Origin of the sequence: Collinsella sp. HCP28S3_G2, assembly GCF_052065125.1 — a bacterium.
Taxonomy (GTDB): domain Bacteria; phylum Actinomycetota; class Coriobacteriia; order Coriobacteriales; family Coriobacteriaceae; genus Collinsella.
This window is the reverse complement of sequence record NZ_JBQHUO010000002.1, coordinates 143,952-170,831: the sequence shown is the minus strand read 5'-3', so window position 1 is coordinate 170,831 and position 26,880 is coordinate 143,952. Positions and strand designations below refer to the sequence as shown.

Genomic DNA, 26,880 nt, shown 5'->3' with positions numbered 1-26,880 from the left:
AACCACTTGTTATAAACAAACCCGCTAAGGAGTTTTTCATGCGCAAGATCAAAACCATCGACGACATAACCAAAGACGGCAAGGTCGAGTTTGGCGAGGGCTACGAGTTTGTGGGCACCGCCGAGGAGGCCGACGCCATCCTGATGCGCTCCACCGACCTGCACGGCTACGAGCTGCCCGAGGGCATCCGCGCCATCGCCCGCTGCGGCGCCGGTGTCAACAACATCCCCATCGAGGAGTACGCCAAGAAGGGCGTCGTCGTCTTTAACTCCCCCGGTGCCAACAGCAACGCCGTCAAGGAGCTCGTTCTGGGCATGCTGGTGCTCTCGAGCCGCGGCGTGGTGCAGTCGATGAACTGGGTGCGCGACAACGCCGACGACCCCGAGATTCAGGTCGATGCCGAGAAGGCCAAGAAGGCCTTTGTGGGCCGTGAGCTCAAGGGCAAGCGCATCGGCGTCATCGGTCTGGGCAACGTGGGTTCCAAGGTCGCCAACGCCTGCGTCGACCTGGGCATGGACGTCTACGGCTACGATCCGTTCATTTCCGTCGAGCACGCGTGGGTGCTGAGCCGCGAGGTGCAGCGCGTGGGCACGCTCGAGGACCTCTGCCGCGGCTGCGACTACCTCACCGTGCACGTGCCCAGCAAGGCCGACACCATCGGCATGATCAGCACCGAGCAGATCGACCTGCTGGCCCCGGGCGCCGTGCTCATCAACTACGCGCGCGAGACCATCATTGACGAGGACGCCGTCGACGCAGCCCTGCGCGCGGGCAAGCTGAGCTGGTTTAGCTGCGACTTTGCCACGCCCAAGACGGTCAAGATGCCCAACACGTTTATCACCACGCACTCGGGCGCCGGCACCGGCGAGGCCGAGGCCAACTGCGCCGATATGGCCATCAGCGAGCTCAAGGATTACCTGGAGAACGGCAATATCGCGCACAGCGTCAACTACCCCGCCTGCAGCATGGGCAAGGCGCGCGCCGCAAGCCGCATTGCCTGCCTGCATGCCAACGTGCCCAACATGATCGGCCAGATCACGGCGATCCTGGCCAAGGACAACGCCAACGTACAGCGCATGACCAACGAGTCTGCCGGCGAGAACGCCTACACCATGTTCGACACCGACGAGCACCTGGACAGCAGCACCATCGAGGCGCTCAAGCAGATTCCGTCGATGTATCGCGTACGCGTGATCAAGTAGCGTCGGCGTCAAGCCTGCCAGACAAGCAATGAAGCTCATTCGGCCCCCGTTTTCGCGAAACGGGGGCCGATTTCGTTGCTCCGGCTGGTTTTGAAAATGCTACCCAGAATAAGTTTTTTCGGATAATCGACAGTCATGCCCAAATCACTGAGCGCACCTACTCTGATAAACAGCTTTATCAGGGACTTTAGTAGGTAAAAATCGATCTCTATATGCCAAATTTAAGTTGACTGTCCATTTTCCGAAATAACTTGTTCTGGGTAGCGTTTTTAAAGCCTATTTCAAAGAGCAACTGAAGCCTTTTCGTGACCAAACCCTAGCTCACGCGACCGTTTTCCACCCGCACGGCTACATTCCCGCCCAATCGATAAAAATCTCCTCACGAAGCCGCCGTTCGAGCTCCTGCTGCCGCGGCGTCTTGTCTTTCAACGGCACATCGAGATAGGACATGATGAGTTCCATCACCACGCGGAAGGCATCGGAGTCGACCAGCTGACCATAGGTCATCAGAACGACAGGATATCCCATCGCTTGCAGCGCCGTCGTTCGATCGGAGTCCGAGATCTTGGATTCTATGGATCCGTGAATGGCTTTACCTTGACATTCAACCAGGCACTCTCTGCTGCCGTCCTTATTTGACAGCAGGATATCGGCGTAGCGCCTATCAAGCCCCGAAATCAGGCGGGCGCTGCGCGTCATGCGAATCTCGACGTTATTGGTAAGGCGCAGCCCTTCGCCGCCGCGCAACCTCGTAAGGCCAAACAGCATCGAAGCCTGGACCTCGAGCGGCGATGCCACAACCCCCGTAATGCATTTCGCGGCACGCGTGAACGATTTAGCACCGCGGAGCCCCTGGATCTTATCGACGTACTCGGTTAGTCCAGAGAGCTCAATCAAGGGAGGTCGTTTCCACAGGTCCGTTGGATTCCCCGAGGCATCCTTTACGTTTTCCCAGCCCAACCGTGCGTCACCCCACCGGCTCCCATATGCCTGCACAAGTGCCGACTTTACCTGAGACGCAATCTTGCACACGGCAAAGGTGCCGCACATCTCATACATGCACATGATCAGGCGCTCATTTGAGACCGAGGAAGCCAGGGTCAGCAGGGTAAAGAGCGGGGACGCAACATCAAGGCCAAACTCTGTCTGCCGCACGGAGCCAAACGGCCTCTCCCCGTTCCAAACATGCCTGACAATGCGGCCGCCCTTGCGCCCGCAGACGCCCTGCGCCAACACGTGTAGCGGAGTGCCCAGGAAATGCTTGACAAGCGGGTGCTCACAAAGATGCTCCCTGCACGGATCGTCCGCAGAATCGGGCAGGTCCGGCATTATTGCCAAGACCTGCGGAGGTATCCGGTGATACCGAAAGGCAGATATGTCGCACAGCATGTCGTCCATGAAGGATACGTACCCATTGCGTCGTTTGTGAGCCTGCCCGGACGCCAAACGCGATGGCTCGGCCTGTGAACGGTTAATACTGCTACGCACACGTCGCGAATCTTCCAGGTGGCTTACAATCGGTTTTGGAAGCAAACTGATTGTGAGGTTACATATGGTTGATGAGAACTTTGCCTGGGGGCTTACGCAGGAGCTCGTGAAGATTGATAGCTCGGACCCGGGCGCCTACGAAGGCGAGATCGAACACTTCATTAAGAGGCTCATTGAACAGCAGCTGGCGCAGCTTGATAGTTCTGCGCTCGATGCCGTGCAGATTGCAGAGCTCGAAGTACTCCCCGGGCGCCGCAACCTTATGGTCAGCGTGCCGGGTGTGAGCGACGAGGCGCGACTCGTCTACATCTGCCATATGGATACCGTCACCCTAGGAGATGGCTGGGACGCGGACACGCCGCCGCTTGGGGCGGTTGTGCGCAACGACAAACTCTATGGCCGGGGCGCCTGCGACATGAAGGGTGGCCTGGCCTGCGCCATTGCCGCACTGGTCCATACGCTCGAGCGCGTGGCGGCGGATGGTGAGCTGCCCCACCGCGGCTTCTCGCTTATTTGCTCGGTCGACGAAGAGGACTTTATGCGCGGCTCCGAGGCCGCCATCGATGCCGGCTGGGTCGGCTCGCGCGAATGGGTGCTGGACACCGAGCCCACCGACGGACAGATTCAGGTGGCGCACAAAGGTCGCACGTGGTTCGAGATCGAGATGACCGGCGTCACGGCGCATGCGAGCCAGCCCTGGAAGGGAGCGGATGCCATCGCCGCCATGGCCGAGGCCGTCTGTGCGCTGCGCCATGCGTTTGCAGCGTTGCCCGCACATGAGGAGCTGGGGGCTTCGACCATCACGTTTGGACAGATCGAGGGCGGCTATCGCCCCTATGTCGTGCCCGACCGTGCCAAGGTCTGGGTCGATATGCGCCTGACGCCGCCGACCGATACGGCCGCCGCGACGCGCATGGTAGAGCAGGCCATCGCCGGCGCCGAAGCCGCAATCCCCGGTTGCCATGGAAGCTATACCGTGACAGGCGACCGCCCCGCCATCGAGCGCGATCCGGTCTCTCCCCTTCTAGCCGCGCTCAAGCGTGCCGCCGACGACGTGACAGGCGCGGACGCGACCGTCGGCTTCTTTACCGGCTACACCGACACTGCCGTCATTGCCGGCAAGACGGGTAACCGCAACTGCATGAGCTATGGCCCAGGCTCGCTCGCGCTCGCCCATAAGCCCAACGAATATGTGCCCCACGCCGATATCGTTCGCTGCCAGCGGGTGCTGATCGCGCTCGCCGACAACACGCTCTGGGGCGCGAATAGCCAAGTTGGGGCATAATAAGCCGCAAACAAACCGACTCGCGCGTTAGGACTGTCCATGAAAGCTCTTCCGTTTCCCTGCATCCGCCCAGCTCAGGATCGCGTGCTCGAAGCGCTGCCTGCGATGGACAGCATTCTAAGTGACAACGACGCCCTGCGCGGCGCGATTGCCGATGGGCTCATGCTCAAGGATCCGGGCGCGGCATACTACGTGTACGAGTGCTCCGGAGAGCCGGGACGCGTGACGGGCGTTGTGGCGATCTGCCCGGTTAACGTGCTGACGGGTAACGACGAGGCTGCCGCCGAGAGCGTCGACGCACTCGCCGCCGCGCGCGCGATCGCCGAGCTTAAGGTGCAGCCGCGCCCCGTGTCGCTCGCCTACGAAGCCTCGCCCGTCATGGATATCATCCTTGGCGCCGCCAAAGAGGGCGCATCGCTCTATGCCGTCACCGACCCCGCCGGCATTACGCATCGCGTATGGGAAGTCAAGCGCGAGGACGCCGTTGCCGCCATCCGAGCCATGCTCGATCAGGCACCGGAGCCGGCGCCGGCAGACGACCCCGCCTACGCTGCCGCACTAGCAGGGGCGTCGCAGTTGCTGGCCGATGAGGCCCGCGCAGCCGGCACCTACACGGGCAAAGAGCCGTTCAACTTTACCGTGGCCGTGCTGTTCCCCGCCGCGCAGGTCAGCGGCGGCGCGCCGCAGGTTCCGACGGGTCTGCTCACTCACCAGATCTCACGGTTCTAGCGAACTCAAACGCGACGCTGGAAAACCCAGCATCCAAACAAGCAAGGGGCGGAGATGCAATGCCCGTGCATGCATCCCCGCCCCTTTCGCATCAAACAATTACGCCGGCGACCCGCATCGCCGCGCCCGCGCTACCCACGCCGCGGGCCCGCTGCCGCCACGAGCGGCTCTAGCCCCAGCTCACGCGCATAATCCTCCTGCGTAAAGACTTCGACCAGTTCAAACGTATCGGTTGCATCGTCAAACGCAAAATGCAGAACCGAGCAGTTGCCCGGCACGCGCTCGCGCTCGTCGGCCGCCGCTCCCCTAGAGTGGTCCAAAAACTCCTTGATGGCCGAGGCATGGCTCACCGCGATCACGCACGAATGGTCCGGACGTCGCATAAGATCGGTCAACGTCGTCACCATGCGCTCGCGTACCTGCATCTGGCCCTCACCGCCAAACTGACGATAAAAGTCACGCCACGGACGCTCGGGCATCAGCATCACGCGCTCGGCCTCAAAGTCGCCAAAGAACCACTCGCGCAGGCCATCCAGACGCTCGTAGGCAAGGCCCGGCCACAGGCTGGCGATAGTCTGCTCGGTGCGGTGCAGCGTCGAGGTGTAGGCGTGATCGGGCTCAACGCCACGCGCACGCATGAACATACCGGCACGCGCCGCCTGCTCGCAGCCCAACTGCGTGAGCGGCGAATCGCTCCATCCCTGAATAATGCGTTTAAGGTTGAATATTGTCTGTCCATGACGGACCAGATACAGATCTTTGTTCATAGGGGTCCTTTCGTTCGTTACCAGTCAAGGAGCGAAAACGCCCCGTCGCAATAGCCAAAATGAAGCACGGCACCGTTGTCGGGCTGCTCTCCCCCGCCGGTCACGCATCTAAGAAACTCCTGGCAGGCAGAGCCATGAGAGACCGCAAGCACACGATCGTGCTGCGGTCGGGCCATAATACGGGACAGCGCCGCGACCATGCGCGCCCGAAGCTCGCCTTCCGACTCGCCACCAAAGGCCACCGGATAATCGCCCCAGGGCTGCGGCGGCATATCGCGATTTGATGTGCCCTCCAGCGTGCCCAGGCGCCACTCGCGCAAATCATCGACCGGCTCTATGGGAAGATCCTCGCCAACGATCAGCTCGGCCGTGTGGCGCGCCCGACCCAACGGAGACGTATACGCGTGGTCAAAGGAGATGCCGCGCGCCTCAAACGCCGTGCGCGTCGCCAGTGCCTGCTCGCGCCCGCGCTCCGTGAGCGGCGAGTCTTGCCAGCCCTGCAAAATGTTCTGCACGTTAAGCTCGGTCTGCCCATGCCGAACCAAATACAGATCGGACACACGCCCTCCCCTCGCACCACCACAAAGGGGACAGGCACCTTTGTGGTGGTTTGCCGCCGGATCGCGCCGCAACGACGCAACTACACCAGCACGTCGGCAAGCGGACGCTTGGGCACGTGATGCACCTGCGCCTCGTCGCGCCAGTAATTAATTGAACCGTCGGGGTTGGAATCGATCGCGTCGATAACCTGGGTCTCGGCCGGCACGCCAAAGGCCATGATCAGCTTGAGCTCGTACTTGTCGTTATCGAGCCCCATCACATCGATCGCGCGGGGCGTAAAGGCCTTGAACATGCAAGCCGCCACCTCGGGCGTTGCGCTGCGCGCGGCGAGCATCATCGTCTGAGCCGCGATGCCCGTGTCGACCTCGGTGATAGGCGCGGCGGGCTTGCCGGGAACGGTGCGCTCGGCAAGAATTGCAATGTAGCCGGTCGGACGCTCGCCCTCGGCAGGACCCGGCCAGTCCTTGAGCGCCCCGGCCCATGCGAGCTCGTCAAACACGCGAGCGCAGTCCTCGGCACCGCTCACCACATGAAAACGCAAGCGCTGAGCATTGGCGCCACAGGGGACCAGGTGCGCCAGCTCTGCCAGCTCGAGCAAAAACTCGCGCGGCACGCGCATGGACTCGTCAAAACGGCGGCATGTGCGGGCGCGACGGACCAGCGCATCAAACGCATCCAGGCCAAGCTTTTCGCAACCCTGCTTTGCCATCGACTCGGCGCTCAACGGCACCACGGGAACTGCTTCGTTCATAGGGACCCCCAAAAAGCCAATTGTTCTTAGGAAAATCTAACCTAAAACGCAGGCAATAACGAACAGAGCTGCAATGTTCTACACCTGTTGAATAGAAAATCGCGACGTGGGGAACAACGGAAATAAATCGGGGCCTTTGGGTTACGTTTCGCCCTCCCCGGCCCATACGCCAGCGCCTTTAGGCGATACTGGTTGTAACGATCGCGGCTTACGCCGCACGGAAAGGAGGCCTCATGGGCATCTTTAAGAATGACGACCAACAATCGAGTCTGTTTGGATTTGACGAGAAAAGCATGGCAGGCAAGGCGATTAAAGCCGTGCGCTGGATCTACGCCGCCACGGGTGTCATCGCGCTCATCGCCGGCATCGCGCTGCTGTTTGCACCCGCTAAGACCCTCGTCTTTTTGACGACCGTACTGGGCTTCTACTTTGTGATCACGGCTGGCGTCAGGTTGTTCACCGCCATTTTTGAGCCGCTGCTGCCCGCCGGCTGGCGCGTCACGAGCATCCTCGCCAACCTGCTCATCATCTTGGGCGGCGTGGTGATCCTGCGCAACCAGGCGCTTTCGACCGCGACGCTCAGCACGCTTGTGGTGGTCGTGGCCGGCTTTGGCTGGATTGTCGAGGGCATCATGTCGATTCTGGAGTCCGAGCTTTCTTCCAACCGCGCCCTCGCCATCCTGAGCGGCGCGCTCTCCATCATCGCCGGCGTGTTCGTGTTCATCTATCCGCTGTGGTCGGCAAAGATGCTCGTCATCTTTACCGGCGCTGCACTCCTGGTGTTTGGCGTGACGCTGGTTATTCGCGCTATCCGCTTTGGCAAGCTGGTGCACTAGATGCCGCGAACGCTGTTTATTGATGCCGACGCCTGCCCGGTCACGCGTGAGTCGATCGACTGCGCGCGACGGGCGGGTGTTGCCGTGGTTGTTGCCGGCAACAGCACGCAAAACCTGGAGCGGCACATTCGCCGTAACGACCCGCGCGATGCCGAGCACGCGCGACGTGGCTTTTGGGTCACAACGCTCGACGTGAGCGTAGGCGCCGATAGCGCCGACTTTGCCATTATCGAGCGTCTGCAGGCAGGCGATGTGGTCGTGACACAGGACATTGGCCTGGCGAGCATGGTGCTCGGTCGCGATGCCGCTGCCATCGGCGTGCGCGGGCGCGTGTACGACAAAGCCACCATCGATATGCAGCTGTTTATTCGTCACGAAGAAAAGAAGGTGCGCCGCGCCGGCGGTCGCACCCGTGGACCGGCAGCCTTCACCAGCGAAGACCGCGCCCGCTTTAAGCGCAACCTCACCGACCTGCTGCGCTAACCAAGGTAGATTTTTGGGACATGCCTAAAAATCTACCTTTTTGTTTTGGCGATTGGCGCGCATCCAACGCCGGTCATGGCGGTAGATGTTTGAGGCATGCCCCAGTTTTTAGGGGATACCTCAAACATCTACTTAGAGGCCAAAGACGGAAAGGATAAGGCCCCAGCCGGCGCCGATGACGTACATCATGACCAGGAACACAGCGTTTTCGCGGGCGCTGCGGTTGGTGCGGAACAGCACCAGGTAACCCACGCCGGCAGAAATGAGCGTGCCGGCGAGCATCGGTGCCAGCTGCAGCGCGCCTTCCAGATACAGCTGCGTAATGACCACGCTCGCCGAGCAGTTGGGAATGAGGCCGACAAGCGCCGAACCCAGGACAGCGAGCGTCTCGTTGCCGCGCAGGAACTGCTCGATCGCGGACTCGCCGAAGGTCTCGAGCACGGCGACCAGGACCAGCGTCACCAGAAAAATGAATACCGAAACCTGCACGGTGTGCGAAATCGCGCTGCGGATAATCGACAGGACGGGCGCGCCTTTGTGTGAGTGGGAGTGACCGTGGTGGTGTTCGTGCTCGCCCTCGTGTCCGTGGTCGTGGCCATGTCCGTGGTCACGCTCGTCCTCGTCTTCATCACAACCGCAATGATCGCGCTCGCACAGCTCATGGATGTGGTCGGCGCTCACGCCCGCCTCGGCCACCTCGTCGATGATGTCACCGCCGCTGTGATCGTCATGCGCGCAGTTAACGTGCGCCGGATTGGCGGCGGTTCCCAACACGGTACGGCGGATCGCCGCATGAGCACGGGCGTTGCGACGCAGGCCGCGAATGGCGGCATCCACGATAAAGCCCGTGACCAGCGCGATCAGCGCCTTCGAAGCCAAAAGCATCGCCATAGTCTGCACGGGAACCTGCTCGGCAAGCAGCAGTGGCAACATCTCGTCGGAGGTCGAGAGAAACACCGCCACCAGGGTGCCCAACGTCACGACGCGACCGGCGTACAGCGTTGCCGCCATCGCCGAAAAGCCACACTGCGGCACCATGCCCAGCAACGAGCCAACCACGGGACCAGCGGCACCGGTACGCTTGATGGCGCCGTTGACGCGATCGCCCGCCACATGCTCCAGCGTCTCGAGGGCCAGATATGTCACCAACAAGAACGGCACCAGCGAGAGCGTGTCCTTGCCGGCGTCGAGCAAAATATCAATCAGCAAATCCATGACGGATGGAACCTTTCGTGTCTTTCGGCAGCATTGTAAAAGTCCTAGCGGTCAACTAGGGTATTGTAGTTGTCCTAGGCGTGATGCCAATAGTTGCCTGTGGTAAACTATCATCTCGCCACATCTCAATGACCCCGAGCCGCACGACGCGGCCCGTCCAAGGAGCAGTATATGAACGTTTCCCAAGCACTCGAATACGAGCGCCAGCCGTTTATCCCCATGTTCATCTATGGCGATCACGCCGCCATGGAATCCGAGCGTCAAAAAGGCGAAGAGGCCCTCAAGGTGCTCGAGACCGAGTACTTTACCGCCGAGGGCGACCCTGGCTTCGACTTTGCCACCGTGCGCGACCTGGCCGACCGCAACCGCGACCTATGCGACCAGATTGGCGAGGCACGCCTGCGCAACGTGACGCCCGCGACGCTTTCGCGCGGCCTGTCCGACGCCGATACCTGCGCCGGCATCGGCAAGATGCAAAAGCGCACCGCCGCGTCCGTCATGCGCGAGATCCGCGGCGACCGCGATGCGCTCGGCGTGGCGTACGCCCGCAAGCCCATCCAGGGCACGGTGCTCGGCATCGACATCGAGACCACCGGCCGTGCACCCGAGCGCGGCTACATCATCAACGTGGGCTGGGAGATCATGGAGCTCACCAGCGACGCCGTCCCGCACGACGCCGAGGCACACTACTGCGGCCTGCCCGATATCTACCGCGGCGAAGATGTGCCGCTGTCGAATATCCATCACATCACCTGGGACGACATCGACGGCAAAACGCCCTTCCGCGAGAACAAGGAGCTGCAAAAGCAGCTGCTCAAGCTCATGAAGAAATACCCGTACATGGCGCACAACGCCGCCTTTGAGGACAGCTGGTTCAAGATCCATCTGGACGGCTATGCCGAGGCGCGCCGAGCCGGCAAGATTATCGTCATCGACTCGCGCCAGATCTGCCGCAGTCTGGACGCCGACGTGCGCTCGCTCCCCCGCGAGTCCGCACCCGCCGCACTCGAGAACTGGGCACGCCGTCGCGGCACCCTCGCGCCCGACGCCAACGAGCAGCACCTGGGCCTCGACGACACCGACCTCATGCTCCGCACGGTGCAGGCCGAGTTCAACCTCAAGAACCTGTTTGCCAAGTAGATTGCCAAGCAGAGGCGCCATTCGCGAGCAACACTTGCCGGACCATAGCGCCCCGCGCAAAAGCGACACGCCGAGGCGCTCCTCTCAAGCGACGCAATACGGGCCGATGTCCAAGCGGATATCGGCCCGTTTTTCGCGCCGTACAACGCGGCCCTCCAGTCCCCGATGTCTAGCCGCCGCACAACCAAGAACTTCATCTGCACATGTTCAAGCCAAATTGCACATTTTTGTTGACGCCGCCTTTGCATCAAAACGATGCTGACCAGCATCAGTTGTGGAGGTCTGCGTAGCCAGCGAGCTGCGACAATGCTCCAAATAGCATCTTTCTCCATCATTGGCGTCAAGCGCTTGGACAGCTTTTGTTATGCCGCGACATTTTACCTTGGCGTTCATTGCGAACCCCGCCGCCTGGTCTGCCATGCTATCTGTATGAGTATCGTGCTTTCACATAACACGGCAAAAGCGGTCTACCAAGCCGCATACTCGGTATCCGCAATTGGCACCGAGCCCTGCAGCCCTGCCAAGATCTACGGGGCGCGCCCCAGCAAGGAGCTGCTCGACTCTGCCGCCGACTGGCTCGCCAGGCACAACGTCGCTCTGGATAACGATGCCCCGCTCGATACAACGGTGTTCGAGCGCGCAAACGTGCGCAGCATGACGGGCTGCAAGTGCCACGTATCATCCAAGCGATTCGCGGGCTCGCGCTTTATCAAGCTTGCCGACGACATCTATATTGTCGGCGTCGAACTCTGTGCGCTTCAGGCCGCAACCTATCTTCCCTTTCGAGAACTTGTGGAGTACTACTTCGAACTGTGTGGCGCCTATTCCCTTGGACACGATGCCTCGACATCCTATACCGAGCGCTTCGCGCTCACCTCGACTTCGAGCCTTAAACATTTCTTTAACTCCCTCATCGACTGCAAGGGCCTCGAACTTGCCCGAAAAGCCATCCAATGCGTGCGGGACGGATGCCGATCGCCGATGGAAACGGCGTTTGTCATGATGCTCACGCTACCCAGGCGCGAGGGCGGTCTTGGCATTAGCGAGATCGAGACCGACTACGAAGTAAAGGTCACAGCTGCCGCAAAGAATCTCACGCGGCGCGAAAAGTTCTATATGGATGCATATCTCAAGCGGTCCCGAACCGACATCGAATACAACGGATTTCAGCACGATGCCGAAGAAGACCGCGCCATTGACGAAGAGCGCAAGAACGCGCTGGCGTCCATGGGCTACGGAATCATTACCGTCAGTCGCTATTCCTTTATGCACGCCAGCGCCTTCGCCAGGGTTATGGAGGCAATCCAGCGAAAGGAGGGCATTCGCCCATCGCGCCTGCCCAAAGATTTCGCAATCAAGCAAGAAGAGCTGCGACAATTTGTGCTCAGGAGATTTATCGAGGAAAAGAAGCGTATTGAGGAGCTCCTCCGTCAAGACGCAGCGCAGGGTAATGCACTTGAGCTCGAGCGCGCAGTGCTCGAGGGCATCTCGCTGGACGACCCGACGATCAACAATGTCCCGGCCATCGACGACATGCAAGTCATCGAGCTGGATTGCCCGGAGTTCGCCCAAACAAGCACCTCCACACCCGAAGGCAGGGTGTACGGGGCCAGAACAGAGGCGGACTGACAGGGTGGGTACCCCGGCGACGTGCAAAAACGGGAGTTTTCAGCAGAGCCGAGTATCCGAGGGCGGCCGAATTGCCCCATTTTGCACCGAAGCCGCTGTTTTCGATGTAAGTTAGGCAACAGCTGGGGAAAATCTATTGCCATTTGCACTCCAGTAAAGCCCTGTGGCGGCAAACGACGCCGTATCATGCAATAAATAACCCCTCGTCGATGCTGAAAACTCCCGTTTTTGCACGTCGCCGGGATACCCACGTTGGCATCGGCGGCCTTAACCGCGTCCACAATGCCCTTAGCCGCCTCTGGGGCCAATCGACAGCAAAAAATTTCGCAAATTATATTGACATATGAACATGCGCTCATATACTCGGAAGTAAGTTATATGAGCACATGTTCATATGAAAGGATATTGCAATGAGCGAACACGCCGATGAAATAAGGACCGACATCGACACCGCCACCGTACCCGACATCCCCACCACTTGCTCGCCCGAGGACCTTCCCGACGAGGAGCTGCTGTACGACCTTGCCGACTTGTTCAAGGTTTTCAGCGACACCACGCGTATCAAGATCCTCTACGCTCTCATGGGCCGCGAACTTTGCGTGGCCGACATCGCCGAGGCGACTGCGACCTCGCAGTCCGCGGTGTCGCACCAGCTGCGCACGCTCAAACAGTCGCACCTGGTTAAATTCCGGCGCGACGGGCGCAACATCCTCTACTCGCTCGCCGACGATCATGTCTACACCATGCTTAACCAAGGCATGAGCCACATCTGCGAATAGCGACCAACCACGGTACCAGCGCGGTCTGCACCCAAGCCGCAAATACAGGGAAAGGAACCCATCATGAAAAAGCAGTTTAAGCTCGACGAGATCGACTGCGCCAACTGCGCGCGTAAGCTTCAGGACGAACTCGCCAAGCTCGAGGGCGTCAAGTCCGTTTCGGTCAACTTTATGACTCAGAAGCTGACGCTCGAAGCCGACGACGCTGAGTTCGACGAGGTCCTTGATCGCGTCGTGGAGTTCACCGCCGACGCTGAGCCAGACTGCGAGATCATTCTCTAGCCCAGGTTTACGCCAACCTGCAAGGCCGCGCTTGCCGCGGCCTTTGTCGCGATGTTATATGAGTTGATGTTCATACATTCAAATGGGAGGATACGAGTCATGGCCACCGCCGACCCCAAGAAGAAAAAGAAGAAGCGCAAGAAAAAAGAGTCACTCGAGCATAAACGCAACCGCATCCTGGTAGCACTGGGTATTTTTGTCGTGGTGTACGCCCTCGATGAGCTCGGCGCCCTCACCGCCGCATTCGGCACCCCAGGCAACATCTACGCCAGCTTTGTGCTGTTCCTCGTGCCGTTTTTGATTGCCGGCCACGACGTACTGCAAAAGGCATTCAATAACATCCGCCGCGGCAAGGCGTTCGACGAGAGCTTTCTCATGGCCGTCGCGACCATCGGCGCGTTTGCGACGGTGCTCTTCCCCGATACCGACCCGCACATGGCCGAAGGCGCCGCCGTTATGCTGTTCTACCAGGTCGGCGAGCTGTTCCAGGCCTACGCCGTGGGCAAGAGCCGCAAGTCGATCAGCGCCATGATGGACATCGCGCCCGATTACGCCAACGTTGAGCAGGCTGACGGCACGCTCGAGCAGGTCTTTCCCGATGACATCGCCGTCGGCACCGTCATTGTCATCAAGCCCGGCGAGCGCGTGCCCATCGACGGCGTTATCGTCGAGGGCGTAACCCAGCTCGACACCGCCGCCCTCACCGGCGAGTCAGTCCCCCGTACCGCCAAGACCGGCGACGATATCATCAGCGGCTGCATCAACATGACGGGTCTTATCCGCGTGCGCACCACCAAACCCTTTGGCGAGTCCACCGTCGCGCGCGTCCTGGAGCTTGTGGAAAACGCCAGCGAGAAGAAAGCACGCACCGAAAACTTCATCACACGGTTCGCCCGCGTCTACACGCCCGCCGTCACCGGCGCGGCAGCGGTGCTCGCGCTCGGCGGCGGCCTAGTGACCGGTGCTTGGTCCGATTGGATCCTGCGCGGCCTGACCTTCCTCGTCGTCAGCTGCCCGTGCGCACTCGTAATTAGCGTGCCGCTGAGCTTCTTTGGCGGCATCGGCGGCGCGTCCAAGCTGGGAGTTCTCATCAAAGGCTCCAACTACCTCGAGGCGCTCGCCGATGTGGATACCGTCGTCTTCGACAAAACCGGCACGCTCACCAACGGCACGTTCTCGGTCGTCGCGGTGCACCCCGAGGGCGGCTATACCGAGCAATCGCTGCTTGAAGTCGCAGCCCTCGCCGAGTCGTTCTCCGACCATCCCATCGCGCAGTCGGTGCGCGCCGCCTTCCAGGGCCAACTCGACCCCAAGCGTGTATGTGACTCCACCAACGACGCGGGCCATGGCGTGACGGCGAACATCGACGGCAAGCACGTCGTCGTCGGCAACGCCAAGATGCTCGCCGCGTCCGGCGTTGAAACACCGGACTGTGAGGTCGTCGGCACTATCCTCCATGTGCTGGTCGATGACGTCTATGCCGGTCACATCGTAATTGCCGACACCGTCAAAGCCGATGCCGAGCAAACGATTCGCGAGCTGCACGCCGCCGGCGTCAAGCGCACCGTCATGCTCACGGGAGACCGCGAGGAAGTGGCCGCCGCCGTGGCCAATCAGCTGGGAGTCGATGAGTTCCACGCGCAGCTTCTGCCAGGAGACAAGGTCGAGCGCGTCGAGGTATTGCTGGCGACCGAATCGGGCAAGGGCAAGCTCGCCTTTGTGGGCGACGGTATCAACGATGCGCCCGTGCTCACCCGCGCAGACGTTGGCATCGCCATGGGCGCCATGGGCTCCGACGCCGCAATCGAGGCAGCGGACGTTGTACTGATGGACGACAAGCCGTCCAACATTTCCCGCGCGATCCGCGTGGCTCGCAAGACCATGACGATTGTTTGGCAGAACATCATCTTTGCGCTGGGCATTAAGTTGCTGATTCTGGTACTTGCGGCACTGGGCATTGCCAACATGTGGCTCGCCGTGTTCGGCGACGTAGGCGTGGCGATCATCGCCATCCTGAACGCTATGCGCGCGATGGGTGTCAAGAACCCGTAGCATGCGTGGCTGTCCGGCCGGGCGACGCGGCACACCACGCGAAAGGGGACGTCCCCAACTGCCGGCAGAAAAGGAACGTCCCCAAGTGCCGAGCCGCAGCTATAGCAGCCCAAAGTGCTTTGCGGCGTTGTAAATTCCGTCGTCGTCCACGGCGGTCGTCACGTAGCTCGCCGCAGCCTTTACCGTGTCTTGCGCGTTGCCCATGGCCACGCTCGTACCCACGGAGGCAAACATCGACAGGTCGTTCTCGCCGTCGCCAAAGGCGATCGCCTCGCTCGCGTCGATACCCAGGCGCTCAAGCGTCGCCGCCACGCCCAGGTCCTTGCCGCCATTGGCCGGAATAATATCGCAGAACAGGTCGCACCAGCGCGTGGTGAGCGAATGCGACACGGCATCGGTCACGATATGCTCGTCGGCAGGATCCACAAAGGCGCAAAACTGGTAAACCGGCGCATCGAAGGCGTGCTCAAACGGCTCCTCGTGGTAGACGATTCCCGCGTTGTTACCGGCCGTCACCACGCGCTCGGACAGGCGGTTCACAAACGAGTTCTCGCCCTGCATGCACAGCGAGTCGTAGCGCCCCTCGGCCACCTGGTCCACAATCACTGCGACGTCGTCCGGATCAATCGGGCAGCTGCGGTAAACGCCCTCGGCATCAAAACAGTGCTGGCCCGAAAGCGTAATGTACGCATCCCAACCAAGATCGAACAGCCAATCGGGCATCTGGTAGGTCGGGCGGCCCGTGGCGATCACGCACGCGATCCCCTGCTCGTGAAAGCTGTCGAGCACTTGCTGTGCCGACGCCGGAATCCGGTGCGTCTTAAAGCTCAGTAGCGTACCGTCGATATCGAAAAACGCGGCTTTGATCATCCTCGTCTACTCCTCGCCCTCGAGCTTCTCGCTCGCCTCGAGCCACGCCATCTCCAGCTCGTCCATAGCGGCGTGAGCCTCGTCGATCTTTGCCTGCTGCTCGCCCAGCGCCGTGTAGTTGGTGGGATCGACCTGAGCCATCGCGGCCTCGGCCTCCTCCACGCGAGCGCGCTGCGTCTCCATCTTGCGCTCGAGCGAGCTCACCTCGCGGCGGAGCTTCTGGCGCTCGGCGTTGGAAAGGCCATTGGGCTGACCGCTCGCCTTGGGCTTTTCGGCCGCAGCTGCCGCGGCACCGGTGTCAAACGTGCCGGTCTTGGCGCTCGGCGCACCCACGGGCTCGCCCTCGGCGGTGGCATTGCACAGGCGCAGGTACTGGTCGACACCGCCGGGCATGTGCGTCAGGTGGCCGTCGAGCAGCGCCCACTGCTGGTCGGTCACGCGCTCCATCAAAAAGCGGTCATGCGTTACCAGAATCAACGTGCCGGGCCAACCATCGAGCAGGTCCTCGACAATCGCCAGCATGTCGGTATCCAGGTCGTTGCCGGGCTCGTCCAAGATGAGCACATTGGGCTCATCCAGAATCGTCAGCAGCAGCGACAGGCGACGGCGCTGTCCGCCCGAAAGATCGCCGATACGACTCCAGAGCTGCTGCGTCGTAAAGCCCAGACGCTCGCAGAGCTTCTCGGGCGAGGTCTCCTTGCCATCGATAACGTAGTACTTCTTGTAGTTGCTGAGCACCTCGCGGATTGTGTCGCCCATGTAGGGCTCGAGCTCCTCGAGCTGCTGCGACAGCACGCCAAAGCGCACCGTCTGGCCAATCTTCACGCGGCCGCGCAGGGGCGCGATCTTGCCCTGAATCACATCGAGCAGTGTGGACTTGCCGGCGCCGTTCTCGCCCAAAAGACCATAGCGGTCGCCCGCACCAATGAGCCAGGTCACGTCGGAGAGCACTTGCTTGGGCGAGCCGTCGGTATCGGCATAGCCGGCGTCCACATTGACCACGTCGATAACCTGCTTGCCCAGGCGACTCACCGCCAGGCGCTTGAGCTCCAGCTCGTCGCGCACGGGCGGCACGTCGGCAATGAGCTCGCGGGCGGCATCCACACGAAACTTGGGCTTGGTGGAGCGCGCCTGTGCGCCGCGGCTCAGCCACGCGAGCTCCTTGCGCGCCATGTTGCGACGGCGCTCCTCGGTAACGGCGGCCATGCGGTCGCGCTCTACGCGCTGAAGGATATACGCGGAGTAGCCGCCCTCGAAGGGATCGACCTGGCCGTCGTGGACCTCCCACATGCCGGTGCAGACCTCGTCCAAGAACCAACGGTCGTGCGTGACCACGAGCATGGCGCCCTGGCCGCGCTGCCAGCGGGCCTTTAAGTGGCGCGCGAGCCAGTTGATGGTGCGCATATCCAGATGGTTGGTGGGCTCGTCGAGCATGAGCACATCGTAGTCGCCGATCAGCAGGCGCGCGAGGTCCACGCGGCGGCGCTGACCGCCCGAAAGCTCGCCCACCGTGCCCTCCCAGGGCACATCGCTAATAAGGCCGGCCAGGATCTGGCGCGTACGCGGGCTCGAGGCCCATTCGTACTCGGGCGTGTCGCCGACGACGGCATGATGCACGGTGTCGGTATCGACCAGATTGTCCTTTTGGCCGAGCAAACCAATCGTCGTGTCGCGGCGATGCGTCACGCGGCCGTCGTCGGGCTCCAGTGTGCCGGCGAGCACGCTCAGCAGCGTCGACTTGCCGTCGCCGTTTTTACCGACGATGCCAATGCGGTCGCCCTCGTCCACGCCGAGCGTCACGCTATCGAAAATATGCTTGGTGGGAAACTCTAGGCTGACGGAATCGCATCCCAAAAGAATCGCCATATGCCCTGCTCCTTCGTAGAAATTCAACGTTGTCCATGATAGCAGCGAGCCCCGCCCCAAACCACCACGAAGGTGCCTGTCCCCTTTGTGGTGGTCGTTTCGGTCGCAGAGCAAAAAGGCGGGCCATCTCCCGCAAGAGATGACCCGCCTCTCCAATCAGTCCCGCGGCAACCATGGCCGCCGCGGGCCTCAAGCATGTCCCGGACTAGGAGAACATGCCGGTGAGGTAATCATTCAGCCGCTTATCCTTGGGCCGTTGGAAAATCTCGTCGGTCTCGTCGTACTCGACCATATCGCCCATATAGAAAAACGCCGTGCGGTTGGACACGCGCGACGCCTGCTCCATGTTGTGCGTCACGATGACGATGGCGCGATCGGCAACAATCGATGACATCAGGTCCTCGATTGCCAGCGTCGAGATGGGGTCGAGCGCCGAGCAGGGCTCGTCAAACAGAATCACATCGGGATTGAGCGCCAGCGTGCGCGCAATGCACAGGCGTTGCTGCTGGCCGCCCGAAAGCGCGTAGGCGCTCTTGTCGAGCTTGTCCTTGACCTCGTCCCACAGCGCCGCGCCGCGCAGGCTTTCCTCGACCATGCGATCGAGCTCGTCGCGGTCAGTAATGCCGTGGCGTTTGGGCGCAAACGTGATGTTGTCGCGAATGGACTTGCGAAAGGGGTTGGGCTGCTGGAACACCATGCCAATGGAGCGACGCAGCTCGTAGGTGTTCTCGGTCTTGGTGTTCACGTTGCGCCCGCGGTAGTTGATCTCGCCCTCCACGCGGCAGCCGCGAATCTCGCGATTCATAAGGTTGAGGCTGCGCAAAAAGGTCGACTTACCGCAGCCCGAAGGCCCGATGAGCGCCGTGATCTCGCCCTTGTGAAAGTCGAGCGACGTATCGTGCAGCGCATGGTGGTCGCCATAGTACACGTTGACGTCCTTGGTGGAAAGCACGACCTCGTCGCTCACGGCTTTGCCGCTTACGCGCACGCGCTTCTCGCTCTCCCCCACGCTCGACAAAAAGTCCTGGGTCTCGGACGCGGCCACCTCGGTTGCGGGCGTTTCATTTATCTCGCTCATTCGGCCGTCATCCTCCTTGCCAGTTGCTTGCCCACGATACGGGCGACTACGTTAAACAGCAGCACGCAGATCATCAGCAGTGCCGCGGTGCCCCAAACAATCTGCTGTGCCTCGGGGCTGCCCTCGCCGTAGATCTTATAGATGTGCACGGCGAGCGACTCACCGGGGCGGAACACGTTCCAGGCGCAAGTGGGACTCGACAGGTTAAAGCTCAAGAAGTTCAGGCGAACCGGCGAGCTCATGCCCGAGGTAAAGAGCAGCGCCGCGGCCTCGCCAAACACGCGGCCGGCCGAAAGCACGATACCGGTCACGATGGCGGGCATGGCCTCGGGGATCAGGATGTGCAGCGTGGCCTCCCAACGGGTGAGGCCCATAGCCAGGCACGCATCGCGCTGGGCCTGCGGCACGTCCTCGAGCGCCTGCTGGATCACGCGCACCAGGATGGGGATGTTGAACATGGTGAGCGCGACGGCGCCGGAGATGATGGAGTACTTCCAACCCAGCTGCACCGAGAAGACCAGAAAGCCGAACATGCCGACGACGATGGAAGGCAGCGAGGACAGCGTCTCGATGGCGGTGGAGGCGATGTCGCGGATGGGGCCGTCCGGCGCGTACTCAACCAGGAAAACCGCGCCGCCCAAGCTGATGGGCACCGAGATACCTAGGGTGATCAGCAGCAGATAGAACGAGTCGAACAGCTGATAGAGCACGCCGCCCTGGGTTCCGTTGGCGCGCGCGGGCTGCGTGAGAAAGCCCGGCTGGAACAGCGTCGAGATGCCCTCGAACAGAATATAGGCCACCATGGAGACGACGATGAGCATGACGATGGCGACGATTGCCGTCAGCACGCCCGTGGCGATGCGGTCCTGCTTTTGGACGCGCCTGAGTCTCGCCTCGTCGATATGAATGCGCGTGCTAGCCACGAGCCTTCGCCCCCTTGCGGCCGATAAGGTGGATGATCAGGATAAAGATGAGGCTCATGCCCATCAGCAGCAGACCGAGCGCCCACAGGACGTCGTCTTGGGCCGAGCCCTCGGCATAGACCGCCATAGACGTGGTGAGCGTGGTGGTGATGGTGGAGGCCGGCGACAGCAGCGACGTCGGCATGGCCTCGATGCCGCCGATAACCATGCGCACGGCGAGCGTCTCGCCAAAGGCACGGGTCATGCCGAGGATGACCGCGGTCATGAGCGACGGCATGGCGGATTTGAGTACCACGTGCCAGATGGTCTGCCAGCGGGTGTAGCCCAGCGCGAGCGAACCCTGACGGTAGCTATCGGGCACGGCACGCAGGCCATCGACCGAAAGGGTGGTCATCGTCGGCAAGATCATGACGGCCAGCACAATGGCGCCGGGCAAGATGCCCAGGCCCGTGCTCACGTGGAAAACGCTCTTTATAAGACCGACGACCACGTGAAAGCCGACCAGGCCAAAGACGACCGAGGGAATGCCGGTCAAAAGCTCAATAAGCGGCTGAAACACCTTGGAGCCAAACTTAGGGCTAATCTCGACCGCAAAGATGGCAGAGCCGATGGCGATGGGCAGCGCGATAAGCGTGGAGAGCACCATGACCGCAAACGAGGTGACGATCAGGGGCAGGGCGCCGGTATAGGGCAGGCCGTTTTCGGCCGTGTTGGCCAGGTCCCACTTGGTGCCGGTAAAGAACTCGACGACCGAAACGCCGTCCTTGAGAAAAGCCGAGAGGCCCTTTTGGGCGACCATAAAGATGAGCGCGGCAACGACAAGCGTCACGAGCGCTACGCACGCGCCCGTGACGCCCAGGCCCACGTTCTCAAGGTCGCGCTTTGGCAGCTGTTTTGCCATTGCAAACCTTTCCGGGGCGATTACTTATTTAGCGGAGACCTTGCCGCTGGCGTCCTTGACGACCTTCATGGCAGAGACGGGGATAAAGCCCTGCTCCTCGACAAGTTTGCCCTGGACGTCGTCGGAAAGCATGAACTCCAGGAAGGCCTTGGTGGCATCGTCGGCGTCCTTTGCGCAGTACATGTGCTCGGTCGCCCAGATCTTAAAGGAGTCGTCGGTGACGTTTGCGCTCTTGGGCTCCACGCCCTCGACCTTGATGGCGTTGAACTTGGAGTCGTCGAAGTGCGAGAAGTCGAGGTAGGAGATGGCGTTGTCGGTGCTGGCCATCTGAGTCTGGACGTCGCCGGACTTGTCGAGCTCGGCGTCGCCCTTAAAGTCGACGGCCTCGTCACCAAAGACGGCGGCCTCGAAGGTGGCGCGGGTGCCGGAGCCGGCCTTGCGGTTGAGAACGACGATCTTGGCGTCGTCGCCGCCGACCTCCTTCCAGTTGGTGATCTGGCCGGAGAAGATGCCCTTGAGCTGCTCGAGGGACAAGTCGTCGACCTTCACGTTCTTGGAGACGACGGGACCCATGCCCACGACGGCGACCTCGTGGTCGACGAGGTTCTTGACCTGGTCGGCCTCGAGCTTGGTCTCGGCGAAGACGTCGGAGTTACCGATGGTAACGGTACCGGCGGCAACGGCGGTCAGGCCCTTGCCCGAACCGTTGCCCGAGCCAGAGACGGAGACGTCCGGGTTGGCGTCCATGAACTTCTCGGCAGCGGCCTCGACGAGAGCCTGGAACGAGGAGGCGCCGTCGTAGGTCACCTCGCCGGAGACGGACTCGGCAGCGGCGCTGCCCTTGTCGGCGGCGTTGGAAGCGCCTGCGCCGCCGCAACCAACGAGGCCGAGGCCCACGAAGCTGGCAAGACCACCAGCGAGGCCGAGGAACTGACGACGAGAATAAGCCTGATCGAGCATGATCTTCCTTTCATACATGCGACTCGCGGGCACCCTGCCCGCTTTGCTGTTTGGAAAGATACGGCCTCGATCGGGCGGTGCCCGCGCCAACTGCGGATTCTTACGGGCATTTGATAGACCCTTACCGCGAGCGCGACTCGGCTTTACAAACGAATAACAAACCCGCCCCCAAGCATGGCCCGCCTTTTACACCAATAAAAACAAAGTTGCGGTGAAATAGCTCCTGCTTGGCCATCAAATGGCCCATTCTAGGAACTATTCCATCGCAACTTAGATTAGGAAACCGCGTAACCTTAAAGCTCTAATTCATTCAAACGGAGGATCGCAACAATATAGATCTTGAGCGCCTGCTTGAGCTGTTCCTCGTTGGCGCACTCGTTGGGGCCGTGCATCTGGCCGCCCCATGCGGGCAGCTCCAGGCCGGTTTCCTCGGGGCCAAACGACACGGCGCGGGCAAAGTTGCGTGCGTACGTGCCGCCGCCCATGGCAAAGGGCTCGGCATGCTTGCCCGTAAACTCGTTATAGGTATCAATAAGCGCCTTCACGGCCGGATCGTCGGCGGACACCGAGAACGGCACCTTTGCACGACCCACACGGCACGTCACGCCAAAGCGGCCCACGAGCGGTTCGAGCTGCTCGCAGATGGTATCGGCGCTCGTGCTGTCGGGGAAACGTACGTCGATGACCTGCTCAATATGGCCATCCATCACACGGATAACACCGGGGTTGCACGTGAGCGGGCCAAACGCCGGGCTCGTCGCGTCGATACCCAGGCCGCGGCCATAGGCATCCGCATGTACAAAGGTCAGAAACTTGACAAACTCGTGCTCGGCGGGCGTCAGCAGGCGCTCGTCGCGTGCACCAAACGCGTCCTCGGCTTCGCGCAGATACGCCACGATGAGGCCGACGGCATTGATCGTTCCCTCGGGCATCGAAGCGTGACCGCCAATACCGTGGGCGAAAATCTGCGCATGCCCGTTATCGAGCGCCGTGATCTCCAGGCGGTCGGCGTTCTCAACGGGCGCCGGCAGCTCATCGGCGGCAATCGCGAGCTCGCAGATAGACTGCGACGGAATGGCGTTGCTCGCCTCGGCACCGCTCCACGATACGATGCGCCCGCCGTCGATCTTGGAGCTCACAAACGTCGCCCCAAACTGGCCCTTCTCGGCATTGCAGACCGGGAACTCGGCATCGGGCGTAAACAAAAAGTCGGGGTCTGCGTGGTTCTCCAGATAATGGTGAACGTCGGACATGCCCACTTCCTCATCGCAGCCCAGCAGCGCGCGGAAGGTATAGCGCGGCACAATGCCGTGCTTGATCAGGTAGGCACCGGCGTAGAGCGACAACACGGCCGGGCCCTTGTCGTCGATCACGCCACGACCGAGCAGCCAGCCCTCGCGGCGCTCCATCGCAAACGGGTCGGTGTTCCAACCGGGACCGGCGGGCACCACATCCACATGGCAGATGGTCGCAAGCTGCTTATCGCCGCGGCCGGGAATGTCGGCGATTCCCACATAGCCCTCGTCGTCGCTCGTCTGGTAGCCGAGCTTTTGCGCAATGCCGAGCGCACAATCGAGCGCATCACGGACCGGGCGGCCAAACGGCGCACCGGGCTCCGCATGGGCAGCAACGGCCACGGACGGATAGCTCACCAGCTGCTCGATATCGGCAACGACATCTTCCCAGATCTCGTCGACATACTCGGTAACGCTCTGCTCCACCTGATTCATGGACGACCTCCTTACCAATGAGCGACGGCCACACCCGCCCCTCGCATAACGTCATTAGATGGCGAAAAGTTTAGCAAGCTCGGCCACCGAGTGCACCACCGCATCGGCACCCGCCGCCTCGTGCTCGCCCGGCACCGCCGCGCCCGAATAGATGCCAATGCACGGCACGCCCCTTGCGTGCGCGCCCTCCACATCGTTAAAGCGATCGCCGATCATCACGGCATCGTCCGCCGTCGCGCCGAGCGCCGCCAGGGCATCGCGAACCGAATCGGCCTTGGTCTCGCGCCCCTGCGGCGGATTCATACCGACCACCGCCTCAAACTGCGAAAGCCCCAGCTCGCCCACCATGTCGATGCACTTTGCCTCCATGCGCGACGTCGCCACGGCCAAGTGATGCCCCTGGACGGCGAGGCCATCGAGCAGTTCGGGAATTCCATCGAACACGGGGTACTCTTCCGGTCCCAGCTCGTCAAAAAAGGCACGGTACTCGTCGGCCACCACAAGCGACTCCTCGCGCGAGAAGCCGTAAAAGTCGTGGAAGCTCTTCCACAACGGAGGCCCGATCATGCGGCGCAGGTCACCCATCTGCGCCTCAGAAAACCCGCGCGCAGCCAGCGCTTTACGCGTCGAGGTCATCACCGCCCGGCCCGTATCGGCCACCGTGCCGTCAAAATCAAACAGCACGACCGGCCGCTTGCATATCTCCAGTGCCTCCATCGACATCCCTCTTCCCCCAGTTGACGATTTCCACACCGAAACTTCAACCTGTTGACTATTCAACAATTGAACCTAGTAATGTGGAACGACTCTACTATACTTTCGCACTTTGCTCTCAGAAGGCGGCGCGCAAGCGCCCCTACGAAAGGTGCAATTATGTCTTTTGCCATCATAACCGACTCCACGTCGGACATCTCCCCCGCCCGCGCCCAAGAGCTCGGCATTTACGTGATTCCGCTTCATATGATTATCGAAGGCGAAGAGCCGCTCGACCAGGTGCAGGCCAGCTCACGCAGATGCTCAATATTCGCCTGGCCGTTTCGCCGGAGTGGAAATCGGGCGAGATCAAGGCGATCAAAAAGGGTCGTGGCGCCAAGCGCATCGTCGCCAACCAATCCCTATTCCACCGCAACTTGGAAGCAGTTCATTTGGGACGGGGCCAAACAGACTGATATCAAACGTTTCAGACCAGTCTTTTTAGCCCCGTCCCATTTTACCTACCCTACATCAGCCCGCTCAGGACAATATCGACGGCCTCGTTGAGGTCATCGGTGATGTGGACGAGATCTGGATCGAGTGGGCTGATCATGCCGGCATCCATCACCGGGCCGTTGAGCCAGTCGAACAGGCCCTGCCAGTATTCGCTGCCCACCAAAACAAGCGGCATGCGCTTGACCTTGTGCGTCTGCACCAGCGTGAGCACCTCAAACATCTCGTCGAGCGTACCAAAACCACCGGGAAACACGATGGCGCCCGAGCTGTATTTGACAAACATGGTCTTGCGCACAAAGAAGTAACGGAAGTCCATGCCGAGGTTCACGTATTTGTTGAGCCCATGCTCGTGCGGAAGCTCAATACCCAAGCCGACCGACTTGCCGTTGGCGCTCGCCGCTCCCCTGTTGGCCGCCTCCATAATGCCAGGACCACCGCCGGTGATAACCGCCACGCCGCGCTGCGCGATCTTGCGGCCGACCGTGCGCGCCGCCTTGTAGAGCGGATCGGTCTTGGGCGTACGGGCACTGCCGAAGATGGTCACCGCGGGCCCGAGCTCGGCAAGCGCGCCGAAGCCATCGACAAACTCGGCCTGAATGCGCAGCACACGCCACGGGTCGGCGTGCAACCAGTCAGTCGAGTCCTCGGGCGCCAGCAGGTTGGCGTAGGTGTTGTCCTTAGGAATCATAGGGCCGCGCATAACCACGGGGCCGCGTCGGTACGTCTCGTCGTAGGCCGGCTCGCCCTCGACGTTCTCATTCTTAATCATGGGATACTCCTATCGAAAATAGAAACGGGCGGGGTCGACGCCATGCGTCAAACACCCGCCCGAACATCAACCATTCGGTATGGTACCCACGATGTATCAAACGCTTGCAAGGCATCGGTCAGAGGTCGTGCAACTGATGCCGACGCATGCGATGCCCGACGCCGGCTACGCACGGTCGATTGGCACGTAGCCTCGACACCGCGCGAGCGCCCCCCCGTAAGCGCACCCGCAGCTCTTAGTAATCCACTGCCGCGGGGCTGTTCATCCAGTCGCTCACGAACGCACCGTAACGGCCCTCGATAATGGCCTGGCGGGCACGCTGCATAAGGTTGAGCAGGTAGTAGATGTTGTGCATCGAAAGCAAAATGCCGCCGAGCATCTCCTTCTGCGTGACCATATGGCGAATGAGCGCACGGCTGTAGCCGCCCGTGCACACCGGGCAGGTGCAGGTGGGATCGATGGGACCGTCGTCGTGCGCAAAGCGGGCGTTGCGGAAGTTAAGGCGACCCTCGCTCGAAAACGCCGTCCCCATGCGGCCGGTGCGCGTCGGCAGCACGCAGTCGAACATGTCGATGCCCACGCCTACACCACGCACGAGCGTCGTCGGGTTGCCGACGCCCATCAGGTAGCGCGGCTTATGTTTGGGCATGTACTCGCTCGCGAGCGGTGCCAGCGTCTCAAACATGGTCTCGTGGTCCTCGCCCACCGAGTAGCCGCCAATGCCGTAACCGGGGAAGTCACCGCACTCCTCCAGATGGCGTAGCGAACGCAGGCGCAGGTCCAGATGCATGCCACCCTGAACGATGCCAAAGAGCGCCTGGTCGTCGCGGGTATGAGCTTTATAGCAGCGCTCGGCCCACATACTCGACAGCTCAACGGCGCGCTCAACGTAGGCGCGCGTGGCGGGATAGCCCGGGCACTGGTCGAGCTGCATGCAGATGTCGGAGCCAAGCTTCATGGCGATTTCCATGTTGTCCTCGGGCGTCCAGAACACGTGGCGGCCGTCGTAGTCGTTGACGATAAAGCGCACGCCCTCGTCGGTGAGCTTGACGGCGTCGTTGTGGCTGAACACCTGGAAACCGCCGGAATCAGTGAGGATGGGGCCATGCCAGTTCATAAACTTGTGCAGGCCACCCAACTCGGCGATGGTATCCTCGCCGGGACGCATGGACAGGTGATAGGTATTGGCAAGCACGATCTGGGCGCCGAGCTGCTTGACGGTCTCGGTAGGGATGCCCTTGACGTTTGCCTTGGTGCCCACGGGCATAAAGATCGGCGTCTCGATGTCGCCGTGCGGAGTGTGCAGCACGCCGGCACGCGCATGCGTCGTCGGATCCTCGGCGATCAGGTCGAATTTAAATAGGCTCTGGTCCAT

The 26,880-nt window shown here is 61.3% G+C and carries 26 protein-coding genes; 11 read left to right on the top strand and 15 right to left on the bottom strand.

Translation table 11 applies throughout. From position 1 onward, the window contains the following. Positions 1-38: 38 nt before the first annotated feature. Positions 39-1,202 carry a phosphoglycerate dehydrogenase gene (locus tag ACTNB2_RS02475; RefSeq protein WP_154515718.1) on the top strand — a complete coding sequence of 388 codons (1,164 nt, stop codon included), beginning with the start codon at positions 39-41 and terminating at the stop codon, positions 1,200-1,202. Positions 1,203-1,550: 348 nt separating this feature from the next. Here ACTNB2_RS02475 and ACTNB2_RS02470 read toward each other — a convergent pair whose 3' ends face one another. Then, positions 1,551-2,357, bottom strand: a complete 807-nt coding sequence (locus ACTNB2_RS02470) for a hypothetical protein (protein ID WP_441041985.1) — start codon at positions 2,355-2,357, stop codon at positions 1,551-1,553. Positions 2,358-2,754: 397 nt separating this feature from the next. On the opposite strand from ACTNB2_RS02470, the gene ACTNB2_RS02465 reads away from it, so the two are divergent. Both ACTNB2_RS02465 and ACTNB2_RS02460 read left to right on the top strand, forming a co-directional pair. After that, entirely contained in the window at positions 2,755-3,975 is a 1,221-nt protein-coding gene (locus ACTNB2_RS02465; protein WP_441041984.1) for a M20 family metallopeptidase, read from the top strand. A 39-nt stretch (positions 3,976-4,014) separates the two neighbouring features. Continuing rightward, positions 4,015-4,704, top strand: coding sequence for a DUF1015 family protein (locus ACTNB2_RS02460; RefSeq protein ID WP_441041982.1), 690 nt, complete (start codon positions 4,015-4,017; stop codon positions 4,702-4,704). 131 nt (positions 4,705-4,835) lie between these two features. Here the strand turns inward: ACTNB2_RS02460 and ACTNB2_RS02455 are convergent, their stop codons facing one another. The 3 genes from ACTNB2_RS02455 to ACTNB2_RS02445 form a co-directional block, all read right to left on the bottom strand. After that, a complete protein-coding gene (locus ACTNB2_RS02455; protein WP_441044682.1) occupies positions 4,836-5,471 on the bottom strand; it encodes a histidine phosphatase family protein in 636 nt (211 codons plus the stop codon). 17 nt (positions 5,472-5,488) lie between these two features. After that, on the bottom strand, positions 5,489-6,031 hold the full coding sequence (locus tag ACTNB2_RS02450; protein WP_441044681.1) for a histidine phosphatase family protein: 543 nt from the start codon (positions 6,029-6,031) through the stop codon (positions 5,489-5,491). 80 nt (positions 6,032-6,111) lie between these two features. Beyond that, positions 6,112-6,783 carry a nitroreductase family protein gene (locus ACTNB2_RS02445; protein ID WP_441044680.1) on the bottom strand — a complete coding sequence of 224 codons (672 nt, stop codon included), beginning with the start codon at positions 6,781-6,783 and terminating at the stop codon, positions 6,112-6,114. A gap of 233 nt (positions 6,784-7,016) precedes the next feature. Here ACTNB2_RS02445 and ACTNB2_RS02440 point away from each other — a divergent pair, with 233 nt between their 5' ends. Next, positions 7,017-7,619, top strand: coding sequence for an HdeD family acid-resistance protein (locus ACTNB2_RS02440; protein ID WP_118099399.1), 603 nt, complete (start codon positions 7,017-7,019; stop codon positions 7,617-7,619). Then, positions 7,620-8,102, top strand: a complete 483-nt coding sequence (locus ACTNB2_RS02435) for a YaiI/YqxD family protein (RefSeq protein ID WP_441041974.1) — start codon at positions 7,620-7,622, stop codon at positions 8,100-8,102. It begins immediately after the preceding gene. Between the two features lie 132 nt (positions 8,103-8,234). Here ACTNB2_RS02435 and ACTNB2_RS02430 read toward each other — a convergent pair whose 3' ends face one another. After that, positions 8,235-9,317: a putative manganese transporter gene (locus ACTNB2_RS02430; RefSeq protein WP_441041972.1), complete on the bottom strand. Its 1,083-nt coding sequence runs from the start codon at positions 9,315-9,317 to the stop codon at positions 8,235-8,237. A gap of 171 nt (positions 9,318-9,488) precedes the next feature. On the opposite strand from ACTNB2_RS02430, the gene ACTNB2_RS02425 reads away from it, so the two are divergent. The 5 genes from ACTNB2_RS02425 to ACTNB2_RS02405 all read left to right on the top strand — a co-directional run bounded on the left by ACTNB2_RS02425 (position 9,489) and on the right by ACTNB2_RS02405 (position 15,199). Then, positions 9,489-10,457, top strand: a complete 969-nt coding sequence (locus ACTNB2_RS02425) for a 3'-5' exonuclease (RefSeq protein WP_441031470.1) — start codon at positions 9,489-9,491, stop codon at positions 10,455-10,457. Between the two features lie 429 nt (positions 10,458-10,886). Then, positions 10,887-12,086, top strand: a complete 1,200-nt coding sequence (locus ACTNB2_RS02420; protein ID WP_158564868.1) for a hypothetical protein — start codon at positions 10,887-10,889, stop codon at positions 12,084-12,086. A gap of 410 nt (positions 12,087-12,496) precedes the next feature. Continuing rightward, the gene (locus ACTNB2_RS02415; RefSeq protein WP_441041969.1) at positions 12,497-12,865 is read left to right on the top strand and encodes an ArsR/SmtB family transcription factor; all 369 of its coding nucleotides are present in this window, start codon (positions 12,497-12,499) and stop codon (positions 12,863-12,865) included. Positions 12,866-12,928: 63 nt separating this feature from the next. Beyond that, on the top strand, positions 12,929-13,147 hold the full coding sequence (locus ACTNB2_RS02410; RefSeq protein WP_195363207.1) for a cation transporter: 219 nt from the start codon (positions 12,929-12,931) through the stop codon (positions 13,145-13,147). A gap of 99 nt (positions 13,148-13,246) precedes the next feature. After that, entirely contained in the window at positions 13,247-15,199 is a 1,953-nt protein-coding gene (locus tag ACTNB2_RS02405) for a heavy metal translocating P-type ATPase (protein ID WP_441041967.1), read from the top strand. Positions 15,200-15,298: 99 nt separating this feature from the next. Here ACTNB2_RS02405 and ACTNB2_RS02400 read toward each other — a convergent pair whose 3' ends face one another. The 8 genes from ACTNB2_RS02400 to ACTNB2_RS02365 form a co-directional block, all read right to left on the bottom strand. Further along, complete coding sequence (locus tag ACTNB2_RS02400; protein WP_441041966.1) at positions 15,299-16,069, bottom strand: Cof-type HAD-IIB family hydrolase; 771 nt, start codon at positions 16,067-16,069, stop codon at positions 15,299-15,301. Between the two features lie 6 nt (positions 16,070-16,075). Next, positions 16,076-17,935 (bottom strand): ABC-F family ATP-binding cassette domain-containing protein, encoded by a 1,860-nt coding sequence (locus ACTNB2_RS02395; RefSeq protein ID WP_441044679.1) that lies wholly within the window; start codon positions 17,933-17,935, stop codon positions 16,076-16,078. Positions 17,936-18,140: 205 nt separating this feature from the next. After that, a complete protein-coding gene (gene pstB / locus ACTNB2_RS02390; protein WP_441041962.1) occupies positions 18,141-19,013 on the bottom strand; it encodes a phosphate ABC transporter ATP-binding protein PstB in 873 nt (290 codons plus the stop codon). Continuing rightward, the gene (gene pstA, locus ACTNB2_RS02385; protein WP_427795763.1) at positions 19,010-19,936 is read right to left on the bottom strand and encodes a phosphate ABC transporter permease PstA; all 927 of its coding nucleotides are present in this window, start codon (positions 19,934-19,936) and stop codon (positions 19,010-19,012) included. Before pstA ends, pstB begins: the two co-directional genes overlap by 4 nt. Beyond that, positions 19,929-20,837: a phosphate ABC transporter permease subunit PstC gene (gene pstC, locus ACTNB2_RS02380; protein ID WP_441041960.1), complete on the bottom strand. Its 909-nt coding sequence runs from the start codon at positions 20,835-20,837 to the stop codon at positions 19,929-19,931. The genes pstA and pstC overlap by 8 nt, the downstream gene beginning before the upstream one ends. Before the next feature lie 24 nt (positions 20,838-20,861). Beyond that, entirely contained in the window at positions 20,862-21,815 is a 954-nt protein-coding gene (locus ACTNB2_RS02375) for a phosphate ABC transporter substrate-binding protein (RefSeq protein ID WP_427794614.1), read from the bottom strand. A gap of 275 nt (positions 21,816-22,090) precedes the next feature. Next, a complete protein-coding gene (locus ACTNB2_RS02370; RefSeq protein WP_441041958.1) occupies positions 22,091-23,527 on the bottom strand; it encodes a M20 family metallopeptidase in 1,437 nt (478 codons plus the stop codon). A gap of 54 nt (positions 23,528-23,581) precedes the next feature. Next, complete coding sequence (locus tag ACTNB2_RS02365; RefSeq protein WP_441041956.1) at positions 23,582-24,244, bottom strand: HAD hydrolase-like protein; 663 nt, start codon at positions 24,242-24,244, stop codon at positions 23,582-23,584. 78 nt (positions 24,245-24,322) lie between these two features. Between ACTNB2_RS02365 and ACTNB2_RS02360 the strand changes: the two genes are divergently transcribed. Then, a complete protein-coding gene (locus ACTNB2_RS02360; RefSeq protein ID WP_441045696.1) occupies positions 24,323-24,787 on the top strand; it encodes a DegV family protein in 465 nt (154 codons plus the stop codon). On the opposite strand, the gene ACTNB2_RS02355 is transcribed toward ACTNB2_RS02360, so the two are convergent. Beyond that, positions 24,747-25,505, bottom strand: coding sequence for a TIGR00730 family Rossman fold protein (locus ACTNB2_RS02355; protein ID WP_154515782.1), 759 nt, complete (start codon positions 25,503-25,505; stop codon positions 24,747-24,749). The two genes, ACTNB2_RS02360 and ACTNB2_RS02355, sit on opposite strands and share 41 nt — an antisense overlap. A 235-nt stretch (positions 25,506-25,740) precedes the next feature. Then, a complete protein-coding gene (gene tgt, locus ACTNB2_RS02350; protein ID WP_195622157.1) occupies positions 25,741-26,880 on the bottom strand; it encodes a tRNA guanosine(34) transglycosylase Tgt in 1,140 nt (379 codons plus the stop codon).